Origin of the sequence: Fodinibius salicampi (genome assembly GCF_039545095.1) — a bacterium.
Lineage (GTDB): Bacteria > Bacteroidota > Rhodothermia > Balneolales > Balneolaceae > Fodinibius > Fodinibius salicampi.
Genome location: NZ_BAABRS010000001.1, coordinates 427934 through 448824 on the forward strand (window position 1 = coordinate 427934; position 20891 = coordinate 448824).

The window sequence follows — 20891 nt, forward strand, 5'->3', positions numbered from 1 at the left end:
CCCGTTAAGATATATAATGCTGGTTTTTAAAAGGAGACAATCTCAACTAAAGCACTGTCTTGCAGGCTGCTTTGGCCAATAGTTACTACGGTATCAGCGGGATTTAAACCTTCCAAAACCTCGATGTTATCCCCGTTTGAATAGCCGGTATTAATATTCCTTCGGTATGCGAGTTTATTGTTAATAACAAAAACACTTTTAATACCATCTTCGCTTATCACGGCATTCTTGGGAATTAAAAGTGCATCCTGATGGGTGTCATATACAATTCGAACACGTCCGAACATACCCGGCTTCAATTGCCGTGACTGGTCGTTTACAGATACCGTAACTTTAAATGTACCGGTTTCTGAATTTACAACCGGACTTACGCGTAGAACCTTTCCCTCAAAGCTTGCTCCCTGTATGGCATCTACCTGAATGAGTGCTTGTTGTCCTTTGCTGAGTTTATCCATCTCGTGCTCAGGGATGTGTAAAATAGCCAGCAGGGGGTCGAAATCTGTGATTCTAAAGACTTCTTGGTCAACATTGATCATATTTCCCGCTTTAATTAGCCGTTCGGAAATGACCCCGCTAATCGGAGCCTGGATTTTTGAATATTTCAGCTGCAACAGGGTAAGTTCATAATCCGATTTTTGTGCCTGGTATTCATAATTAGCATTTTCAAATTCCTGGGCACTAATTAATTCTTTTTGAAAAAGTTCTTCCTTTCTATTGAGTTCATTCTTTAGGCGGTCCATCGTTGCTTTGGCACGTTGTGTTTCCAGTGCTAATTGTTCCTCATCCAATTCTGCTAAAATATCACCTGCATTTACAATGTCGCCCTCTTCAACGTTTAGCTTTTCAACTATACCCCTGACTTTAGCTACAACCATGGCTTCTTCATCCGCTTCCAAAGTCGCCGTGCTGGAATAGTAGGCCGATATTTCACCGGAATTAGCAACAGCAATTTCGACAGGCACAGTGGCCGTGGAATCTTCATCCGTCATGTTTTTGGATTGGGTTTCGGAGCTGCAAGAAGAAAAAGTAACTGAGAAAAGTCCCAGCAAGCCAAGTATTATTAGTTGTGTAAAATATTTTATCGACATCGTCCCGAGCTTAAATTATTTTATTTTGATAACTACTCGGGATTACGAATAGGAATCACTAAAAGTTGCGATAAATTTTTTTAACGATTGGAAAAAATGACTGTAACTTTAAGATAGCACTGGATTAAGGCACATCAGTATTTATAAGTAAAATAAGTGTTTAGAGCCTATGGGATAGGCTATGCCTTGATAACAGATAATTACTTTGTAAATAAAGTGGGATGGTCTCTGTGAAAGTCTGTAGCCTGCTGGTATTTATTTGCCACTTCAAGAAGCGTTTCCTCATCGAATAAATCTCCAATAAAGGTAATACTGGTAGGTTGGCCTTCATCAGTAAATCCATTGGGTAGTACAACGGATGGATGTCCCGTGAGGTTGGTTAATAAAAGATTATTTCCTCCATAAGTCGGAGAGATATAGAGATCTACTTCGTGCATCAGTGAATCCATTTTTCGGATAAGTTCCTGTCGGGCTCTGTTGGCCTGTATATATTCAACAGCCGGTATAAAGCGGGCAGATCGAAAGAGATTGGGCCATGCCGACTTGCCCTGCCGCACCATTTCATCATCTTTATCGCTCAGCGTAAGCTGGTCAAAAGCGGCGGCTCCTTCAGCCATTAGAATGAAGCTAAGGTCCCCGGTAGGATAATCTGGCAGCTCCATAGGAGTAAGTTTGGCGCCCAGATCTTTGAGCGTAGCCAGGGTGAGGCTGTCGCGCTTTTGGTTATCATAATCACTTTCAAAAGCTGATTTTAAATAACCGATAGTAAGTTCACTCAAATTCACATCTGGAGTGTAATTAAAGGGGAGGTCAACAACCGTCTGATCTTTGCCGTCGGGACCTCGAATGGCATCAAAGACAATAGCAGCATCTTCTACTGATCGGGTGAGGGGACCTACTTTATCCATGCTCCAGCTCAGTGCCATTGCTCCGTGGCGGCTTACACGTCCGAAAGTAGGACGCAGGCCCGTAGCCCCGGTTCTGTTTGCGGGGGAGATAATTGATCCCCACGTTTCTGTCCCAATGGCAAAGGGAAAAAAGCCGGCAGAAGTACCGGCTGCAGATCCTGCGGAGGAGCCACTGGAACCCTGATCGAGATTCCATGGGTTGCGGGTGGTGCCTCCAAACCAGACATCACCGTACGCAAGTGCGCCCAGGGTCGTTTTAGCAATAAGCACTGCTCCGGCTTCTTCCAGCTTTTTGGCAACCGTCGCTGTTTCATTACGGATCTGGTCTTTATAGGGTTCAGCACCCCATGTCGTTTTATAATCTTCAACAGCAAACAGGTCCTTCAGTCCATAGGGTATTCCGTGCAGGGGACCGTGATATTCCCCGTTTCCCAGTTCTTCATCCATCTTTTGGGCTTGTTCCAAAGCCAGTTCCTCGGTAACGGTGATTACTGCCTGGAGCGTATCATCGTACTGGACGATCCGATCCAAAAAAAATTTGGTGAGCTCTACCGACGTAATTTTATGCTGCCGGATGAGTGAGGCAAGTTGCCTGATGCTATAAAAGGCAAGATCAGCCTGGTTTTCCGGTAGATTTACATCGTGGGGAATATGCCATTCTATAGGTTTTTCTGTAGTGTCGAAGGTACGTCCTGCGGGAATGGGATTGAAATTTAAAGCGGGAGGGATGCTGTTATCCAACTTAAGTTTACGCAATGATTGGTAAGCCTCTAGGTTACTTTCGAGTTCGGTAATCATGGAATCCTGTTCAGCTTGGGTAAACTCTATACCGATTATTTTAGAGGCTTCACTAATTACATTGGAAGTAATATCATCGTTGATGAAATGTACGGAAGTAAATGCCAGCAGGAATCCCAAAAAAAGTCCAAGTAGTAAGGTGTAAATTCGCTTGCCCATGCGGGTAAATTTTAATTGTAAAGTGAAAACAATATTAATATAACCTATCAAAACTAAAAAGAAGCGTATTCAGGTAACTTGTGGTAGTTAGAACTAATTTGGCCCGAAGGTAACCGGATAGAAAGCAAACTATGGATAAGTGCATTTGAAAAAGGTATTAGCTTATGACAGATCAGACTATTATTTTCTTCCTCAAGTTATTTTTAACGTACTGATTCGATATGGGTCCGTATTATTTATTTGTGAGATAATGCGGTTAAAAGGGAATTCGGTGCTTCTTATAATTAAACCTGTAAGGAAAGTCCGAAGCAGTCCCCGCTGCTGTAAGCTCCTTAACGCTTTAAATCCTTCGATAACCACTGTTTCGTTTTCTAAAACGGGCGGGAAGGTTGTTTAAAGTGGAGTAAGCCAGAAGACCTGCCAGTATTGATGACGGAAAACGCTTTCGGGAGAAAAGCTGATCCATGATTTGCACGCGCTTGTACCAGCCCTGTACATTCATACTTTTGGTCGGATATTTCATTTTATTGCTTCTTTCGGGAGCAGCTTGTCAGTCGGAACATCCGGATCAAACCCAGCCTGCGGTAACCGCCGATTCAGTTCATTTTTCTCATAAGGTGCAAGCCAAGTACGCCGAAGGATTTCGCATCAGCTATCATAACAATCACAAGCTGCTCGAGATAATAAAGCCTTTTCAGGATCAGGTGGATACACTCCGCTACGCATTGGTGCCCAGAGAGTTAAGTGATGAAGTGCAGGTTGAAGGTGCTGAAGAGATCGCAATCCCCATTAAAAGCCTGTTGGCCACATCAGCTACGCATATCGGACTTACAGATATGCTCGGAACCATCGATATAATTACCGGTATGGCTGGCGCCAATTATGTCTATCATAAAAAAGTTCGGCAGGGTATCGAAGAAGGTAACATAGTGAGCTTGCCACAAGGTGAACTAAACAAAGAAGAAGTGCTATCGCTCGATCCTGATTTAATGATGATATCGGGTGGGCAGTCGTCGCAGTTTGACAATTACAAAGTGCTTATGGATTCCGACATCAACGTGATGGTAAACTCGGAATGGCTCGAAACAACACCTCTGGGGAAGGCTGAGTGGGTAAAAGTGCTGGCCGCTCTGCTAAATAAAGAGAAACTCGCGAATGAGAAATTTGGACAGGTGGCCGAAAAATATAACCGGCTAAAGGCAAAGGTCGATACGGTGGATAAGATGCCACTGGTGATCAATAATATGCCGTATAAAGGCGCGTGGTTTGTGTCGGGCGGAGACAGCTTTACGGCCCAGTTTCTCAAAGATGCCGGCGCAGATTACCCATGGTATGATGAACATGACACAGGCGGACTCCGCAAGAGTTTTGAAGTGGTCTATGAGGTCGGACTCGAAGCCGATATTTGGATCAATCCCGGAACAGCCGAAACCAAGGAAGATATTTTGGACAAAGATTCCCGGTTTAAAGATTTTAACCCCTATAAAACGGGTGAGATCTACAACAATAACCGACGCACAAACGAAAGTGGGGGTAATGACTATTGGGAGTCGGGCGTGGTGCATCCCGAAATATTGCTGGCTGATTATATCAAGATCTTTCATCCCGATGTATTGCCTGAGCACTCTCTGTATTACTACAAACAAGTTGAGTGATGGCTGAGCAATCGACGCAATATCGCACGGGCATGCGTCCGCTTTACTTCTTTCTGCTTATTGGCGGAGTGGCAGGGCTATTTCTGCTTAACCTGGCACTGGGTTCGGTGGATATACCTCTACACGAGATTGTACAAGTGCTACTGGGTGATGGATCGGTCCGCGACTCATGGCAGAAAATTGTGATCAATATTCGTATTCCCCGTGCGGTCACTGCAATTTTGGCTGGCAGTGCGCTATCCCTGGGAGGATTATTAATGCAGACCCTCTTCCGGAATCCCCTGGCAGGTCCCTCTGTATTGGGGATAACCGCCGGGGCCAGCCTGGGAGTGGCTATCGTAATGCTGGCTGGAGGGACCATCACCAGTATCTTTGCCATTCAGCAGCTTTCGGCAATGGGCAGCTGGCTGATTGTTATTGCGGCCAGCCTCGGTTCGGCGGGCGTACTGCTGCTTATTCTGTTGATCTCCATCAAAGTACGAGATAATGTAACGCTGCTCATCATCGGACTAATGGTTGGAAACATGACGATCGCTCTCGTGAGTATCTGGCAGTATTTTAGCCGGCCCGAACAGATACAGGATTACCTTATATGGACCTTTGGAAGCCTGGGTGGAGTGCCGCTGGAACAGCTTTGGATCCTGGGCGCTGTTACCATTGTAGGCACTTTAATAGCGTTGTTACTTGTTAAACCACTAAATGGCTTGCTATTGGGAGAAAGTTACGCCCGAAGTATGGGCTTATCCGTCACCTCTTCCCGGATATGGATTATCATAAGCACAAGTCTTTTAGCGGGGGGCATTACTGCTTTTTGTGGCCCGATTGGATTCATAGGTATTGCAGTGCCACATCTCACGCGCTCTCTATTCGGCACAAATGAACACCGGGTGCTGATACCCGGGACATTGCTGATGGGCGCGCTGCTCCTGCTTGTTTGTGATATTATTGCCCAGGTACCCGGGACTGCAACTACTTTACCTATTAGCGCCGTTACGTCCATGATTGGCGCCCCGGTTGTAATCTGGGTGATCATTCAACGCAAAAATTTACAGGCCTCATTTTAATGGATCCCCATAAGCCTATCATATCTACAGAGAAATTAAGTATCGGATTCTCCGGTCGGGGAAGGGAAGCCCCTAAAACGGTGGCTGCTGGTATTGATGTATCGCTGAAGAGCGGGCAGGTGGTATGTTTGTTAGGGCCCAATGGATCGGGGAAATCCACCTTAATCCGAACACTTGCCGGACTTCATCCACCGTTAAATGGTGAAATAAGTTTGCTGGGAGAGTCGATGGCTCAACTTACCAATAAAGACATTTCCAAAAAGATAAGTACCGTTCTAACGGATCAGCTTACCATAGGTAACTTGACCGTCCGGGAGCTGGTTTCTTTCGGCCGATCTCCCTATACGGGATGGTTTGGTTCTCTGGATAAGCGGGATACTCAAAAGGTGGAATGGGCCATTGAATCCACAGGTATTGCTTCTTTTGTGAACCGGGATGTACTACAGCTGAGTGATGGCGAGCGGCAAAAGGTGATGATTGCCCGTGCTTTGGCCCAGGATACCCCGGCCATGTTACTGGATGAGCCCACAGCCCATCTCGATTTGCCCAATCGGGTAAGTATTATTCGCTTGTTGAGGAAACTCTCGCATAATACTCAGAAAGCGGTACTCTTTTCGACCCATGAGTTGGACTTAGCGTTAAAGGCTGCTGATCATTTATGGCTCATTAGTCTGCAGGGAGAAGTTATTACCGGAACCCCGGAAGACCTCGTCTTGGATGGGACTTTTGAGTCGGTATTTGAAAAGGATAGCTTTGTCTTTGATCGGGCTACCGGTTCTTTTAAGCTGCACGAACCATCCAAAATGCCTATTTATTTGTATGGAAATGAAGTAGGGGTGTTCTGGACACGGAGAGCTTTGGAACGTGCGGGCTATAAAGTGAAAGAATCAAATGGGGCCGGACTGGAAGTAAAGGTGCAGCAATCTGATGATGGGTTCCAGTGGATTGTAACTGAAAAAGGAAAGGGGCACCGGAAAGATTCTGTTCAGCATTTGTTATCGCTCCTCCATGATTTATAAATCACTAGCAAGGAGTAGGTATAAGCAAAGTGATACGCATTTATTTATGGTTAAGGAAATTTTAAGATAGAAAATTAAGTTTCATTTTATCCATAAACGCCCTACTTTTCCTACGCTCTTTGAAATAGTGTGTTGGTTTCCGCCAGCTGGCGGATGAAAAGGGAATTCCGTGCTCCGTATCAAGTTTTTGAACGGAAATTCGGAAGCTGTACCCGCAACTGTAAATCCATGCAAGTGATGTCTCCAACCTTTTGCCACTGTCCGCCGAATAGCGGATGGGAAGGCCGGACATCAGGATGAGCCAGAAGACCTGCCATACAATTTCTATTTCTTGAGAAACTTTCGGGAGTTAAAGTTTCTGCGAGGACATTTTATGACCCAATTATATAAACAAATCAGTACAGCTGTTTTATTCTGTACGTTCTTATTTCTTTATCAGGCAGCCTATGGCCAGACTATAGCTGATACACTTCAATTGGAAGAAATTGAAGTAGTGGCTACCCGTATACACCAGCCTTTAATCTATCAGCCCACGAATGTAGAAGTGACTGATTCTTCGCGCCTCAGTCTTTTAAAGGGACAGTCTATAGGAGAAGTGATAGCCATGGAGTCTTCTCTGTTTATCAAAGAGTACGGGCCGGGCGGCATGTCTACGGCCTCTCAACGGGGACTTTCTTCCGAGCAGATACAGGTGCTTTGGGAAGGCGTTCCTATCAATAGTCCTACGCTTGGGCAAACAGATCTTTCGCTATTGCCCGCCAATATTTTTTCGGAGATACAATTGAGCTCGGGAACGCCAAGCACAGCTTTTGGTGGGGGAAGTTTGTCCGGCGCACTCTATTTGCGATCTGATTGGAATGCCGGGAAATATTTTTCTGCTCGTCAAAGGATTGGGTCATATGGGCAATGGCAATCCTCAATGGAAGGACACTATAGTACTCAAGAACTCCAGGTTTCGGTGCACAGCATGTACGACTACTCTGAAAATGATTTTGAGTATTATAACCGAGCCTATAACCGAACGGAAAAGAGAGAGCATAACCGCAGTAAAGGCGTTAATGTAATGGCTTCGGTAGGTAAAGAATTAAACAATGGACATTGGAAATCTGTTTTTTGGGTGGCTGACAAAGATAATCAAATTCCGGGATCTATTTTAAAAACTGACAGTAAGAGCCGTCAGGAAGATCAAGCTCTTCGCTGGTTAGGTACCTATGAACGTAAGCTTGGGAATGCAGAATTTTCGTTTAAGAACTATTTAAGTCGTGTGGAGCTGAACTATTTTGATCCGGACACAGATACCCGAAGCTTTAGTACCAATAAGCGCTGGATGGTCAGTTCCGATCTGAAATATCCTGTTGCTGAACAGTTGTTATTGAAAGGAGAGATCAGTGGAGCATTGACGGGTGTGACCTCCAATAACTATGTGACTGATAAAAGCCGTAGTCAGTTTAGCATGCTTGCCAATCCGGAAGTGATGCTGGTGGACCACAGGTTAAGGCTATATCCGGCATTGCGAATGGATGCATACAATGATTTTGGAACTGTAGTCAGCCCTTCATTGGGGATAAATTATGAGTTGTTTCCTGATAAGCTTTTTCTGCGGGGACAGCTGAGCCGGGATTTTAATCCGCCCACTTTTAACGCGTTGTACTGGGGACAAGGTGGAAACCCAAATTTGAAAGCAGAGCGAAGTAACACCGGCGAAGCAGGTATTATAATAACTCCGCGAAAATTTTTGGGTGTATCTTCCATTAGATTAACGGGCTATTACAGTAAGATCAGTAATGGCATCCGCTGGTATCCCGGGGATGATGGTATCTATACGCCATCTAATGTAGAAGAGCTAACTACAAAAGGAATAGAAGCCGAAATTGACAATAGTTATTTGATTTCCCCAGGCTGGCAATTGAATATTCAACAATCGGGTATCCTAAACCGCACAGAGATAATGACTCCTCGTTTTCCCGGTGATGAGGCTGTTGGGAGCCAGCTACGGTATACTCCGCAGTGGAAATATAACGGTACCCTCAGCTTACAAAAAGATATTTTTAAGGCTCTCATTCAGTATCGCTGGGTTGGTCGGCGATATACGACTGATACCGAAGACCTGCGTGATTCACTCGATCCTTATCAGGTATTGGATGTGAGTGTACAAACCCAAAAACAACTGCAAGCATTGGAGCTTACATTACAGGCAGGAGTTAAGAATCTCCTGGATACCAATTATGAGATTATTCAGTGGTACGCCATGCCTCAACGAAATTTTAGTTTATCATTAACAGTAACTTATCATTTATAAATTCTCGATTATGAAAATTAGATACATTCCCTTATTACTTTTGATAACAGTGACCCTGAGTTCCTGCCTGGGGGACAACGGAAATAATCCTGATCCACTTGAGCTTGCAACCGTTTATGTTAGCAATGAAGGAAATTTCAGCGATGCAAACGGCACCATTACAAGTTACGACCCCAAATCCGGAAGTACCTTGAAGGCCGCTTTTGAAGATGCTAATGGTCGGCCTCTTGCTGGTATCATTCAATCTGCTAAGATACGCGGCTCTCGAATGTATATCGTGCTCAATGAAGCTAATAAAATAGAAATCGTTGATGTAAGATCGTTGGAAAGCATTGGAACTATTGAGATGTCAACGACTCCAACAGATTTCGAGATTCTTACTGAACAGGTCGGTTATGTAAGCAATCTTTACGATGGAAGCATTTCGATAGTGGATCTGGAAAACTTTGAGGAGACAGATGAAGAACGAATTTCCGTCGGCTCCCAGCCCAGAAGCATGGTCCGAATAGGAAATTTTGTTTATGTCGCCAACAGCGGCTCCGGTGATGATCAAACTGTAACGGTCGTTAATGGAAGCAACGATACCGTCGAAGAAACTATTGAAGTAGGGGCTGGACCTACGGAGATTGCAAGAGATACTGGTAATCGCTTGTGGGTGGTGTGTAAAGGAAAAATAGCCTATGATGAAAACTGGGAGCGCGACCCGGAGAATGATATTCCCGGTAGTGTCCATATCATTGACGGTCAAACAGCTACCGTTATAGATTCTATAGAAACCGGAGGGCATCCTACGGGTATTGCCCTCAATAATAATGGAGCCGAAGCTTATTTAATAGACGAGGTGTTATCCGCGATCAATATGAATACGTTTGAAATAAAAGAGGATACCCTCATTGATCGTACTTTCAGCAGCATTGAGTATATGCCTACCGAAGGCAGACTTTATGTCGGAGACAGTAAGGGATACAGTCAGAATGGACAGGCAATTGTTTATGAACTAGACGGAACAGCGATAGATTCTTTTAGCGTAGGTATTGCACCTAAAGCATTTCACTTCATAGTGAACTAAGTATCGTAAAATTATCGGCGACAAAATGCCGAATGCTAGTATAGCAGAATAGATATAAGAGTTCCGGGGAGGGAAGCCTGCCCGGAACTCTTTATTTTTTATAGCATCCAGATTCAACACAGTCAGAAGTCATTAATAAATGGAAAAAGTGATATTTAATTGGAGTGGAGGAAAAGACTCCTCTTTGTGTTTGCTCAAACTCCTGGAAAGTGATCAGTATGATATTTGCAGGCTGTTGACTACCGTGAATCAGGAGAAAGGCCGCGTTTCCATGCATGGAATCAGGGAAGAGCTGATTCATTTACAGGCTGGGCAAATTGGCATTCCGCTTCATTGTGTAATGTTGCCCGATCAGCTTGATATGGAACAGTACGACCGTATAATGTCCGAGTCATTGCAGGCGTTTAAAAGAGAGGGAGTCCATCTTGGAGCTTTTGGAGATATCTTTTTGGAAGACCTGCGCAAATATCGCGAAAATAAGCTCAGAGAGATTAATGTGGAAGCAATTTTTCCTTTATGGAATAAAGACACTGATCGGCTGGCCCGAGAGTTCATCGACTTGGGATTCAGAGCCATAATTGTTTCTGCCGATGGTCGGAAACTTGATGCCTCATTTGTGGGCCGCGAATTTGATCATCAGTTCTTAAAAGACTTGCCGGAGGGAGTTGATCCCTGCGGAGAAAACGGGGAGTTTCATTCTTTCGTTTTTGACGGTCCGATATTTAAAGATCCCGTTTCATTTGAGAAGGGGAAGCTTGTTGAGCGAAGCTATGAAGCACCCGGTGATTCAGCCTATTCTTTTTCCAATCGACCAGCTCAAGGATCTTCTTGGTTTTTAGATTTGTTGCCGGACAACTAGTTGATAGGGGATTACAAAGCATTAGCTACCTCCCTCAAAGAGTTATCCACAATTAAAATGCGCGAGAAAATATAATTTCTTAGGAATTGGTCTATAGGTGGCTAAAAATTGTGGATAACTTCCCCATTTTGTGGAAAAGTAATTGGGTTTTTTACTTGCTCCAAAGTTGCAGTCCGTTATATTTAATTATAGAAAATGTGGAGTTATTAATTGTTTTATAAATCCCTTCTACAACGCAGGTAAGTAATAATTATTAGTCAAGTAACTGGAGAAATTATATGAAATTTACACGCTTTTATACTCAGGATGATTGGGAAACCCCATTCGGGGACATGAAATTTGAGAGCCGGAAATCGGAGATTAAAAATCCGGACGGCTCAATGGTTTTTTCGATGGATGAGCTAATTGTACCTGAAGACTGGTCGCAGGTATCAACAGATGTGATAGCTCAGAAATACTTTCGCAAAGCCGGAGTCCCCAAAAAGACTAAGAAAGTCAAGGAAAAGGGAGTACCCAAATGGTTGCAGCGTTCCGTACCTGATGAAAAGGCGATGAAAGATATTCCCGAGGATGAGCGTTTTGGCGGAGAGGATGATAGTCGCCAGGTATTTCATCGTCTGGCGGGTTGCTGGACCTATTGGGGCTGGAAGCATGACTACTTTGATTCGGAAAAGAATGCAAAGGTATTTTATGATGAACTGTGCTATATGCTGGCAAACCAGATGGCGGCTCCAAACAGCCCGCAGTGGTTTAATACCGGCTTGCACTGGGCTTATGGCATCAACGGGCCGTCGCAGGGACACTATTATGTCGACGGGAAGTCCGGAGAGCTTAAGCGCTCGGAAGATGCCTATACCCATCCACAGCCGCATGCATGCTTTATCCAGAGCATTGATGACAACCTCGTGAATGAGGGCGGTATTATGGATCTGTGGGTACGGGAGGCCCGCCTCTTTAAATACGGATCCGGAACAGGCAGCAACTTTTCCAAAATTCGCGGTGAAGGAGAACCTCTGAGCGGCGGCGGAAAATCTTCCGGTCTGATGAGTTTTCTCAAGATTGGAGATAAGGCGGCCGGTGCTATCAAATCCGGTGGTACGACACGTCGTGCGGCCAAGATGGTAACGCTGGATCTGGATCATCCTGATATTGAAGAGTATGTAAACTGGAAGGTGCGCGAGGAGCAAAAGGTCGCTTCTATTGTAACAGGATCCAAAATCCTTGAAAAGCATCTCAAGAAAATTATTAAGCTGTGTAATAAGCCGGTGGAGATTGACGGGCGTACCTTCAACGGGGCGGTCAGCCGTGATCCTCTGAAAAACAAGGAGCTCGGAAAAGCAATTAAAGAAGCGAAGGAAGACCAGGTGCCGCTGAATTATATTGAACGCGTCGTTCAGCTGGCTGAGCAGGGCTTTACGGATCTGGAGTTTGATACATATGATACTGACTGGGATTCAGAGGCTTATCGTACGGTGAGTGGACAGAATTCCAACAATTCGGTCCGTATTCCCAATAAGTTTATGAAGGCCGTCAAAAATAATGACGAATGGAACCTGTATTGGAGGACTGAAAAACGTAATGCTGAGAAAGAGGGCAGAGAACCAGAGCCCTGCAAGAGTATGCCGGCGCGTGAACTCTGGGACGATATCGCCAATGCGGCCTGGGCATGTGCTGATCCGGGAGCGCAATACCATGATACGATTAATGAATGGCATACTTGTCCCGAGGACGGACCCATAAACGGTAGTAATCCCTGTTCGGAATATATGTTCCTGGATAATACGGCCTGTAACCTGGCTTCACTGAACCTGATGAAGTATTTTAAAACGGATCAGTGTCAGGAATTTGATGTGGAAGCGCTTCGTAATGCTTCCCGTTTGTGGACAGTTGTGCTGGAAATTTCAGTGCTGATGGCCCAGTTTCCCTCCAAAGAGATCGCAGATCTTTCTTATAAGTATCGCACGCTCGGTTTGGGTTATGCGAATATAGGCGCGGCTCTGATGGTTCAGGGCGTTCCCTATGATAGTCCCGAAGGTTGTGCGATTGCCGGTGGGCTGACTAGCATCATCCACATGAATGCTTATGCGACCAGTGCGGAGATGGCAAGTGAGTTGGGGACCTTTGAACGCTATGAAGCAAATAAAGAACACATGCTTCGTGTGGTTCGCAACCACAAGCGAGCGGCTTTCAATGTGGATCCCGATGAGTATGAAGGGCTTACCGTCAAGCCGATGGGTATTGATGCGAATGAATGTCCCGACAACCTGTTAAAAGCGGCACGGGAAGACTCCAAAAAGGCCGTAGAAATGGGTAAGGAACATGGCTACCGCAACGCCCAGGTAACGGTTATTGCACCGACCGGAACGATCGGTCTGGTTATGGACTGCGATACTACCGGCATTGAGCCCGACTTTGCCCTGGTGAAGTTTAAGAAACTGGCCGGCGGCGGACACTTTAAGATTATAAATCAATGCGTGCCCAAGGCGTTAGAGAACTTGGGTTACAGTCCCAAAGAGCGTAAGGAAATCATTAATTATGCAAAAGGATACGGCACGCTGGACGGTTGTCCGCATATTAATGAGGAGAGCCTGCGCGAGAAAGGCTTTGGTGATAAACAACTTGAAGCCATTGAGGAAGCGCTGCCCAGTAGTTTTGAAGTGAAATTCGCTTTTAACCAATGGACGCTCGGCGAGGATTTCTGCAAGGAAGAGCTCGGACTTACAGATGAGCAGCTTGCTAATCCGCAATTTGATATACTCAAGCATCTCGGGTTCACCAACGAGGAGATCAGGGAAGCTAATAATTATGTGTGTGGAACCATGACCGTAGAGGGCGCTCCGCATCTGAAAGATGAGCACCTGCCGGTCTTTGACTGTGCTAATCGATGTGGACGTATCGGAACACGGTACATCAAACCCGGCGGACATATCCGCATGATGGCTGCTGCACAACCGTTTATTTCCGGCGCTATTTCAAAAACGATCAACCTGCCGAACGAGGCCACCGTAGAAGACTTCAAGGATGCCTATATGGATTCCTGGGAGCTGATGCTCAAAGCCAATGCGCTTTATCGCGATGGATCAAAGCTGAGTCAGCCGCTGAATAGTCTCAGCGATGTCTTTGAAGACCTCGACGAAGAAGATCTGGATGAGGAGACCGCGGAAGCTCAGAATAAGGTAGTTGAAACGGCTGAGAAGATTATCCATAAGTATGTGGCTGATCGTCAGCGCCTGCCTAACCGTCGAAGCGGTTATACGCAGAAGGTGAAGATCGGCGGACAGAGTGTCTACCTGAGAACGGGTGAGTACGAAAACGGACAGCTAGGTGAAATCTTTATAGATATGCACCGCGAAGGCGCCGCTTTCCGAAGCCTGACCAACTGCTTTGCTATTGCAATTTCACTTGGACTGCAGCACGGGGTACCACTCGAAGAATTTGTGGATGCCTTTACCTTTACCAAGTTTGAGCCCAGCGGAACCGTTAATGGAAGTCCGCATGTTAAGATGACGACCTCTGTTATCGACTATATCTTCCGCGAGCTGGCTGTAACCTATCTCGGTCGGGATGATTTGGCTCATGTTCCTGCAGAAGATGTGATGTCGCGAAAAATGCGGCCTTCGGAAGAAGCCGAACAGGCCCGTGAAAAGGCCAAGCGCGTAGATCCAAAGCAGGCCCCTGGTACCGATGATGATAATGGTGAATCTGAGGAGCCAGAAACGGTGGTGCAATCACAACCGACGAAAAAGGCCCAGACTGCCGCAGATGACAACAGTTACCAGAGCGATTACGAGAAGGCGAAAGAACTGGGTTATACCGGCGACTCTTGCCCCGAATGCGGAAGTATGACGATGGTGCGCAACGGCACCTGTCAGAAGTGTATTACTTGCGGGTCGACTACCGGTTGCTCGTAAATAAAATTAATCATGGCGAGCCTTTTAAACTTGCCGTGTTCTGATACTTAACTTAATTACAAAAGCCCCGACAGATATATGCTGTCGGGGCTTTTATCATAGTTTAATTTTTAAAAAAAGACTTATTACAATGGCACCTTTTGGCGGGATGGAAATTATAACAATGTTACTCATCTTCTTATCACCGTGGCTAATTGTGATCGGTTATTTTCTTTGGATTGGAGCCAAGATCAGCCGTATTGCAAAAGCCCAGGAAGATCATAGCAAGCATTTGGAAGAGATTATTTCATTGCTTAAAGAGGAAAAGTTGTATTAACAAATGCCCCTATACTCAAGGTGTTCCTTTAATTTACCCGGCAACAAATAATGATACCGGTAGCCCATGCTAAGCGGCATACATTGAGATGTGAGTATTCATTAAGTGTCTTCAAAAGTTTTTTCACCTTTTTTTCATGTCCCTCGGGCCAGTTTTGCTGGGGACTCATATCATCGATTATGTAGAATCCTCCAACGTTAAGCAGATCCAGGGTTTCATCCAGCAAACTATACTTACCCGGCCAGGCATCCGCGAAAATCAGATCATAATAATTGGGCTGTGCCTGCCTGATAAAATCTCCTCCATCACAGTTGTGAAATGTAAGGCGTTTATCATGCCCAAGATGTCGCCGGGCAATTTCAAGGACTGTATTATCATTATCAACTGAGTCGAGCAGCGAAGACGGATGCATGCCGGAGAGAAGCCAGGCTGTCGAAAGCCCCGTCCCGGTTCCCAATTCAAGGAAACGTCCACCGGGTTTGGAGCTAACGAGTGTACGCAACAGTGATCCTGTTTTACGTTCAGAAGGCATCGTAAAGTCACTCTTTTTAGTATCCTGTTCAATGGACTTGAGGGCCTCTGGAATTTGTTGGAATGCAGTATCTTTCATAATGTAGCTGTTAATTAAGTGCTAGCTGATGGAACATAATCCTTGTTGCTACCGCGAAGTACCCAATATCTCTATCCCGATATAGGGTACTTCGGGGTAGGGAAGTTATCTATATCAGGGAAGGACCCAGCAGAAATACTATTCGGTGCCTGAGTAGATGGTAGCGATGAAGTAGATCTGACCCATTTAGAATTGTTGCAATACTATATCTTCAAACACGGCTAGTATCAGAGACTTGCCGAATTTTATATGACCTTTAATAATTACTAACCAATCCAGGGGTAATTATCCCAGTTCGGCTTTCGTTTTTCCAAAAAGGCATCGCGTCCTTCTTCAGCTTCATCCGTCATGTAAGCCAGTCGTGTAGCTTCGCCGGAAAATACCTGTTGGCCTACCATGCCGTCATCCACTAAATTGAAGGCGTATTTGATCATTCGTATTGCAGTGGGACTTTTTTCCAGGATCTCCTGCGCCCACTGATAAGCCGTTTCTTCCAGTTCTTCATGGGGAACGACTTCGTTTACCATGCCCATATCAAAAGCTTCCTGGGCAGAGTAGTTACGCCCCAAAAAGAATATTTCCCGTGCCTTTTTCTGCCCTATTTGCCGCGCGAGCAGGGCAGAGCCATACCCACCGTCGAAGCTAGCTACGTCGGCATCGGTTTGTTTGAAAATAGCGTGTTCTTTACTGGCCAGCGTTAAGTCACAAACTACGTGGAGACTATGTCCGCCGCCGACCGCCCAGCCGGGAACTACGGCAATCACCACCTTGCCCATAAAGCGGATAAGCCGTTGCAGATCAAGCACATTGAGGCGCGGCGTTCCGGCATCATCCTTGTAGCCGGCTTTCCCGCGTACGTTCTGGTCGCCGCCGGAGCAAAACGCCCATTTTCCGTCTTTGGGAGAAGGCCCTTCGCCGGTAAGTAAAACCACGCCTATATTTTGATCTTCTCGCACATTCAGAAAGGCCTCCTGTAGTTCAAAGAGCGTTTTGGGACGGAAGGCATTGCGGATTTCAGGTCGGTTAATAGCGATGCGTGCCACGCCGTTCGATTTTTTAAAAGTGATGTCGTCGTATTTTTTAACCGTTGTCCAGTTCATAATTATTCGTGAGTTAGTCTAAAGTAAATTTATTGATAAATTGATTTATGGTATCCGCAAACTGTGTGGGATTATCCAGGTGGACCCTATGACCGGCTTTGATGGATTGAAACGTAGTATTGGGAAATTGTTTCTCCAAATAGCGGTTTATGCGCTGGTATTTCTTATCCGCTGTACCAGCTATTAAAAGAACCGGTAAATCCAGTTGTTTGATATCACTGCAGGCCGGAGTCATTGATCCGGTACCAAATCCTCGTAAGGAAGCTGCCAGACTGGTGGGCGATTGGGCCAACTGAATCTGGTGATACTCCTGCATTAACGATTTATTAACAGACACAGGAGACTTAAACAAATCTAACTCTTTCCATCTGGATATAAAATGCTGGAAATCGGTTTCAATTTGATTCGCTCTTTTGTTGTCGGTCTTTATTCGCTCCTTACGTTTCGCTGGATCAGTGATTCCACAGGTAGTGCTTTCCAATATCAGCCCTTCAAACTCCCCGGATGTATGGAGTGCCGTTTTCAACGCCAGTCTTCCGCCCATGCTATAGCCGTGGATATATAATTTTTCTACCTCAAGGTGATTTATGAAAGCTTTAATGTCGGCTATTTGGTGTTGCTCATCATAGCGATATTCGGATGCAGGTTTGGATGATTCTCCATAGCCGAGCAGATCAAGAGTTACGGGATTACAAAAACTACGCAGATCGTCCATCAGATGATTGAACACACGATGATCGCCCATAAAGCCATGGAGCATCAGCAGGAAGGGGAGCCCTGCTTTTTGCTGATGGATGCAATAGGTATAATTTTGCTGATTGAGTTCAATGGTTTCCATAACTAGAAATTCCAAAGTTTCTTGCGGAGCGCCATGGAAGCATCCGAATTCGTACGGCATTCGATAACCGAGAGACGAGGGTGCCGCTCTTGCCATTTCTGGAGATCAAATTCCCATAAGGCTGAAAGATCAGCAATCTGGTGGTAGTCAATACCGTAGGATTGTACCAATTGCTGGATATCAGCAGATTGCGGCGTTTCGAAATACTCTTCAAAATAGTCTTTATGCTTTTTGATCGGAAGCATCCGGAAAATGGAACCTCCACTATTATTGACCACAACAATAGTTAGGTTTTGGGTTACCATTTTATGGTTCAGCAGGGCATTTGTATCGTGCAGGAATGCCAGGTCACCAATAAAAAGGATTCCCGGTTTTTGAAGGCCGGCACTCAGGCCAATGGTGGTGGAGATCACTCCGTCAATGCCGCTGGCGCCCCGGTTCAGAAATAGCGGGTGCCGGTTGACATTCCGGCCAAAAAGTTGGATATCCCGCGCGGGAAATGAGTTGGATACGGCAATGAAATACTCATCTCCGCATTGAGGAAGCAACTGATGAAACAGGTGTCCATCAGTTAGTTCTGCTGTTTCATTAATATTCTTTTTAAGGTAATTTCTAAAACTGTAATCTGTTTTTTTCCACTGATTAATCCACTCTTTGTTATCCGAATGATTTACTTGCTCAATAGCAATGGGGCGACCTAGCCAGGGGAGATGCCTGCTTCCGGCAAAGGTGGCATCCTGCCAGTCAGTGGTACTTGCAAAATGGAAATGGTGATCGGTATCCCAATTTCGGAGCGCCAGTTCAACTGCTTTTGACGTAGGCTGGAAGCCAAAACGCAGTATTAAATCGGGCTGTAAATTATTCCGGACATCGGAACTCTTCAGAAATCCCGCAAAGCCATTGATAGCATAGTCAGTTTCAGCAGTTGATTCGGAAAGTACGGGACAGTCTAATTGTTCGGCCAGACTGGCAATAGATTGGGTATCATCTTCTGGAGCAAGGGGACCGATTATGATAAGTGGCCTGGAGCTGGATGCAATAGCTTTTTGAACGCCATTTGGCAAGTGATAAATCTCTTGGCGGAATTGTGTTAAGGTACTAGTGTTCACAGTTGTTTCCCGGTTTTCCTTTTCCGTTTCTTTTACAAAATCGGGTGTGGGTTCGAGGGGTTTTCGGAAAGGAAAATTAAGATGTACGGGTCCCCGACGTTGCTGTGAAATACCTGCCGATTGACGGGCAAGCATTTTCAATCGTTTAAGGTCTTTTTCGTCAGCATGTGGTTCTCCCACTTCATGAAAGAAGACCGGGTAATCTCCAAACAATTTAATTTGATCGATAGCCTGGTTGGCTCCCGTTGACCGTAAATGCGGGGGACGATCAGCAGTGGCAATAATAAGTGGAACACCCGATTGGCGGGCTTCTATAACAGCCGGGTAATAATTAGATGCGGCGGTTCCGGAAGTACAAACAAGTATCGCAGGTTTGCCCGTGGCCTTTCCTATGCCCAAAGCAGTAAAGGCTGCCGATCGTTCATCCAAAATAATATGTTTTTGCAGCTTTGGATGAGCCGCTGCAGCCATGGTAAGGGGAGTGGACCGTGAACCCGGGGAAATAACCACATGACGAACCCCGGATGTCAACAGGCTGCGAATAAAAATCGTAGCCCAGTAAAACGAAATGTTTCTTGTTTCCAGATCAGTCATATTCAAAAGCCGAGAGCATGGGTCTCAATTTCAAATTGGTTTCTTCCCATTCCGATTGGGCGTCAGAGTCTGCAACAATTCCGCATCCTGCAAAAAAGTGCGCATGGGTGCCGTTTAAAAGTCCACTTCGGATGGCTACAGCAAATTCTCCGTTACCGCTGCCGTTAAGCCAGCCTATGGGACCAGCATACCATCCCCTGTCAAAATTTTCAAACTCTTTTATATGAGGAGCGGCCTCTTCCCAGGGATAGCCGCCAACGGCTGGTGTAGGATGGAGTTGTTGCAGCACCGACATAACATTAACATCAGGCTTGAGGTCAGCACGTATGGGAGTATATAGGTGTTGCACATTGGAAAGCTTTTTAACTTTGGGTTGCTCCTCCCTGTAAACAGTATGTGCCAGGGATTTGAGTCGTTGTTCTATATCGCGTACTACAAATTGGTGTTCCTTCTGGTTCTTTGAACTAAAAGAGAGATTCTGTGCCAAAGCTGAATCCTCTTCGGGGGTTTGTCCCCGCTGTATACTTCCCGCCAAGGCTTCGGTAAAAAGTTTGCCGTCTTTAAAAGAGGCCAATTTTTCTGGGGTAGCTCCCAAAAAAGTGTGATCTTCATCTTGGCGAACAAGAAAGCAGCTGCAATTGGGATATTGCTCTCTTAGCCGGGAAATGAATCTGACGGCCGATTGTTTCGATTCGTAGGGCACGGAAATCTGTCGGGCAAGTACGATTTTTTGGAACTTCTGTTCATCAATAAAATCGACGGATCGATTTACGGAAGTTTCCCACTCCTTGTAATTGGGGCTTGATTCCGGGAAGGAACGGTTATTTTTATATTCTGAGTCTCTCGGACTGTTGTTTTCTGAATTGAAAGACTGCTTTTTGTCCGGTACGTTCTCAATCCGCCGGATAACTTCTTGATGCAGTTCATCAGGGTTGTCAAATGTATCCAAGTGAAAGGTCAGTGTCAGAAGAGTATGCTCAGAATCTTGCACTATCAGCCATTTGGGTACCACTAGGGATGCAGCTTCAAAAGAGTCCCATAGCGGTTGCTGCATTTCATCAAAAAAAGAGAATCCCCCTAAAAACATGAGTCCCGCGCAGGGATGAGAAAGAGCTGAAAAAGTTGCAGTAGAAGATATAACTTCCTGTTGCTGTTCCTGAATATCTGAAAACCGGTCGGTGCCCGCAGACGAAAGTTTTATAAGGCTTTCCCCGGCAACAATTGAAAATTGTTTTGAAGGTTGTTCCCAATAATAGCAGAAACCTTCTTGTTTATATACCGAAGACAGGAGGGAAAGGGGATCGGTATTGTCAACAGGAAAAGTAAATACAGCTTGTTGTATACTCGGCTGTTGAAATAAATCTTTAATAAATTCTTTCAGGTGTTGATCGGCCTTTTGTGCCGAATCTAACGCCAAAACGGGTATGGTTGATTTTAAATCGGTATCCATAAAGATTACAACTGAAGAATAACTTTCAGAACTTTCAATAAAAAT

15 protein-coding genes and 2 riboswitches are annotated in these 20891 nt (G+C 45.3%); of the genes, 8 read left to right on the forward strand and 7 right to left on the reverse strand.

What is annotated here, in order from left to right; translation table 11 throughout:
* Nucleotides 1–26 precede the first annotated feature (26 nt).
* Nucleotides 27–1088 carry an efflux RND transporter periplasmic adaptor subunit gene (locus ABEB05_RS01745; protein ID WP_265786969.1) on the reverse strand — a complete coding sequence of 354 codons (1062 nt, stop codon included), beginning with the start codon at nucleotides 1086–1088 and terminating at the stop codon, nucleotides 27–29.
* 200 nt (nucleotides 1089–1288) lie between these two features.
* Nucleotides 1289–2953, reverse strand: a complete 1665-nt coding sequence (locus ABEB05_RS01750) for an amidase (protein ID WP_265786970.1) — start codon at nucleotides 2951–2953, stop codon at nucleotides 1289–1291.
* Nucleotides 2954–3159: 206 nt separating this feature from the next.
* Nucleotides 3160–3392: riboswitch (cobalamin riboswitch) on the forward strand.
* A gap of 25 nt (nucleotides 3393–3417) precedes the next feature.
* Here ABEB05_RS01750 and ABEB05_RS01755 point away from each other — a divergent pair.
* The 8 genes from ABEB05_RS01755 to ABEB05_RS01790 all read left to right on the forward strand — a co-directional run bounded on the left by ABEB05_RS01755 (nucleotide 3418) and on the right by ABEB05_RS01790 (nucleotide 15145).
* The gene (locus ABEB05_RS01755; protein WP_265786972.1) at nucleotides 3418–4608 is read left to right on the forward strand and encodes an ABC transporter substrate-binding protein; all 1191 of its coding nucleotides are present in this window, start codon (nucleotides 3418–3420) and stop codon (nucleotides 4606–4608) included.
* Nucleotides 4608–5672: an iron ABC transporter permease gene (locus ABEB05_RS01760; RefSeq protein ID WP_265786974.1), complete on the forward strand. Its 1065-nt coding sequence runs from the start codon at nucleotides 4608–4610 to the stop codon at nucleotides 5670–5672. Before ABEB05_RS01755 ends, ABEB05_RS01760 begins: the two co-directional genes overlap by 1 nt.
* Nucleotides 5672–6691 (forward strand): ABC transporter ATP-binding protein, encoded by a 1020-nt coding sequence (locus tag ABEB05_RS01765; protein WP_265786976.1) that lies wholly within the window; start codon nucleotides 5672–5674, stop codon nucleotides 6689–6691. The genes ABEB05_RS01760 and ABEB05_RS01765 overlap by 1 nt, the downstream gene beginning before the upstream one ends.
* 115 nt (nucleotides 6692–6806) lie before the next feature.
* A riboswitch (cobalamin riboswitch) is annotated at nucleotides 6807–7023 on the forward strand.
* Between the two features lie 41 nt (nucleotides 7024–7064).
* Nucleotides 7065–8990, forward strand: coding sequence for a TonB-dependent receptor plug domain-containing protein (locus ABEB05_RS01770; RefSeq protein WP_265786978.1), 1926 nt, complete (start codon nucleotides 7065–7067; stop codon nucleotides 8988–8990).
* Nucleotides 8991–9000: 10 nt separating this feature from the next.
* A complete protein-coding gene (locus ABEB05_RS01775; RefSeq protein ID WP_265786980.1) occupies nucleotides 9001–10059 on the forward strand; it encodes a YncE family protein in 1059 nt (352 codons plus the stop codon).
* Nucleotides 10060–10198: 139 nt separating this feature from the next.
* Nucleotides 10199–10918, forward strand: coding sequence for a Dph6-related ATP pyrophosphatase (locus tag ABEB05_RS01780; protein ID WP_265786982.1), 720 nt, complete (start codon nucleotides 10199–10201; stop codon nucleotides 10916–10918).
* A 278-nt stretch (nucleotides 10919–11196) separates the two neighbouring features.
* Nucleotides 11197–14829: a vitamin B12-dependent ribonucleotide reductase gene (locus ABEB05_RS01785; protein WP_265786984.1), complete on the forward strand. Its 3633-nt coding sequence runs from the start codon at nucleotides 11197–11199 to the stop codon at nucleotides 14827–14829.
* 130 nt (nucleotides 14830–14959) lie between these two features.
* Nucleotides 14960–15145 (forward strand): hypothetical protein, encoded by a 186-nt coding sequence (locus ABEB05_RS01790; protein ID WP_265786986.1) that lies wholly within the window; start codon nucleotides 14960–14962, stop codon nucleotides 15143–15145.
* A gap of 28 nt (nucleotides 15146–15173) precedes the next feature.
* On the opposite strand, the gene ABEB05_RS01795 is transcribed toward ABEB05_RS01790, so the two are convergent.
* The 5 genes from ABEB05_RS01795 to ABEB05_RS01815 all read right to left on the reverse strand — a co-directional run bounded on the left by ABEB05_RS01795 (nucleotide 15174) and on the right by ABEB05_RS01815 (nucleotide 20846).
* The gene (locus tag ABEB05_RS01795; protein WP_265786988.1) at nucleotides 15174–15755 is read right to left on the reverse strand and encodes an O-methyltransferase; all 582 of its coding nucleotides are present in this window, start codon (nucleotides 15753–15755) and stop codon (nucleotides 15174–15176) included.
* Nucleotides 15756–16021: 266 nt separating this feature from the next.
* Nucleotides 16022–16855 carry a 1,4-dihydroxy-2-naphthoyl-CoA synthase gene (locus ABEB05_RS01800; protein ID WP_265786990.1) on the reverse strand — a complete coding sequence of 278 codons (834 nt, stop codon included), beginning with the start codon at nucleotides 16853–16855 and terminating at the stop codon, nucleotides 16022–16024.
* Nucleotides 16856–16868: 13 nt separating this feature from the next.
* Nucleotides 16869–17708, reverse strand: a complete 840-nt coding sequence (menH, locus tag ABEB05_RS01805) for a 2-succinyl-6-hydroxy-2,4-cyclohexadiene-1-carboxylate synthase (protein ID WP_345694226.1) — start codon at nucleotides 17706–17708, stop codon at nucleotides 16869–16871.
* Nucleotides 17696–19396, reverse strand: a complete 1701-nt coding sequence (gene menD / locus ABEB05_RS01810; RefSeq protein ID WP_265786995.1) for a 2-succinyl-5-enolpyruvyl-6-hydroxy-3-cyclohexene-1-carboxylic-acid synthase — start codon at nucleotides 19394–19396, stop codon at nucleotides 17696–17698. The genes menH and menD overlap by 13 nt, the downstream gene beginning before the upstream one ends.
* Nucleotides 19389–20846: an isochorismate synthase gene (locus tag ABEB05_RS01815; RefSeq protein ID WP_265786997.1), complete on the reverse strand. Its 1458-nt coding sequence runs from the start codon at nucleotides 20844–20846 to the stop codon at nucleotides 19389–19391. The genes menD and ABEB05_RS01815 overlap by 8 nt, the downstream gene beginning before the upstream one ends.
* Nucleotides 20847–20891 lie beyond the last annotated feature (45 nt).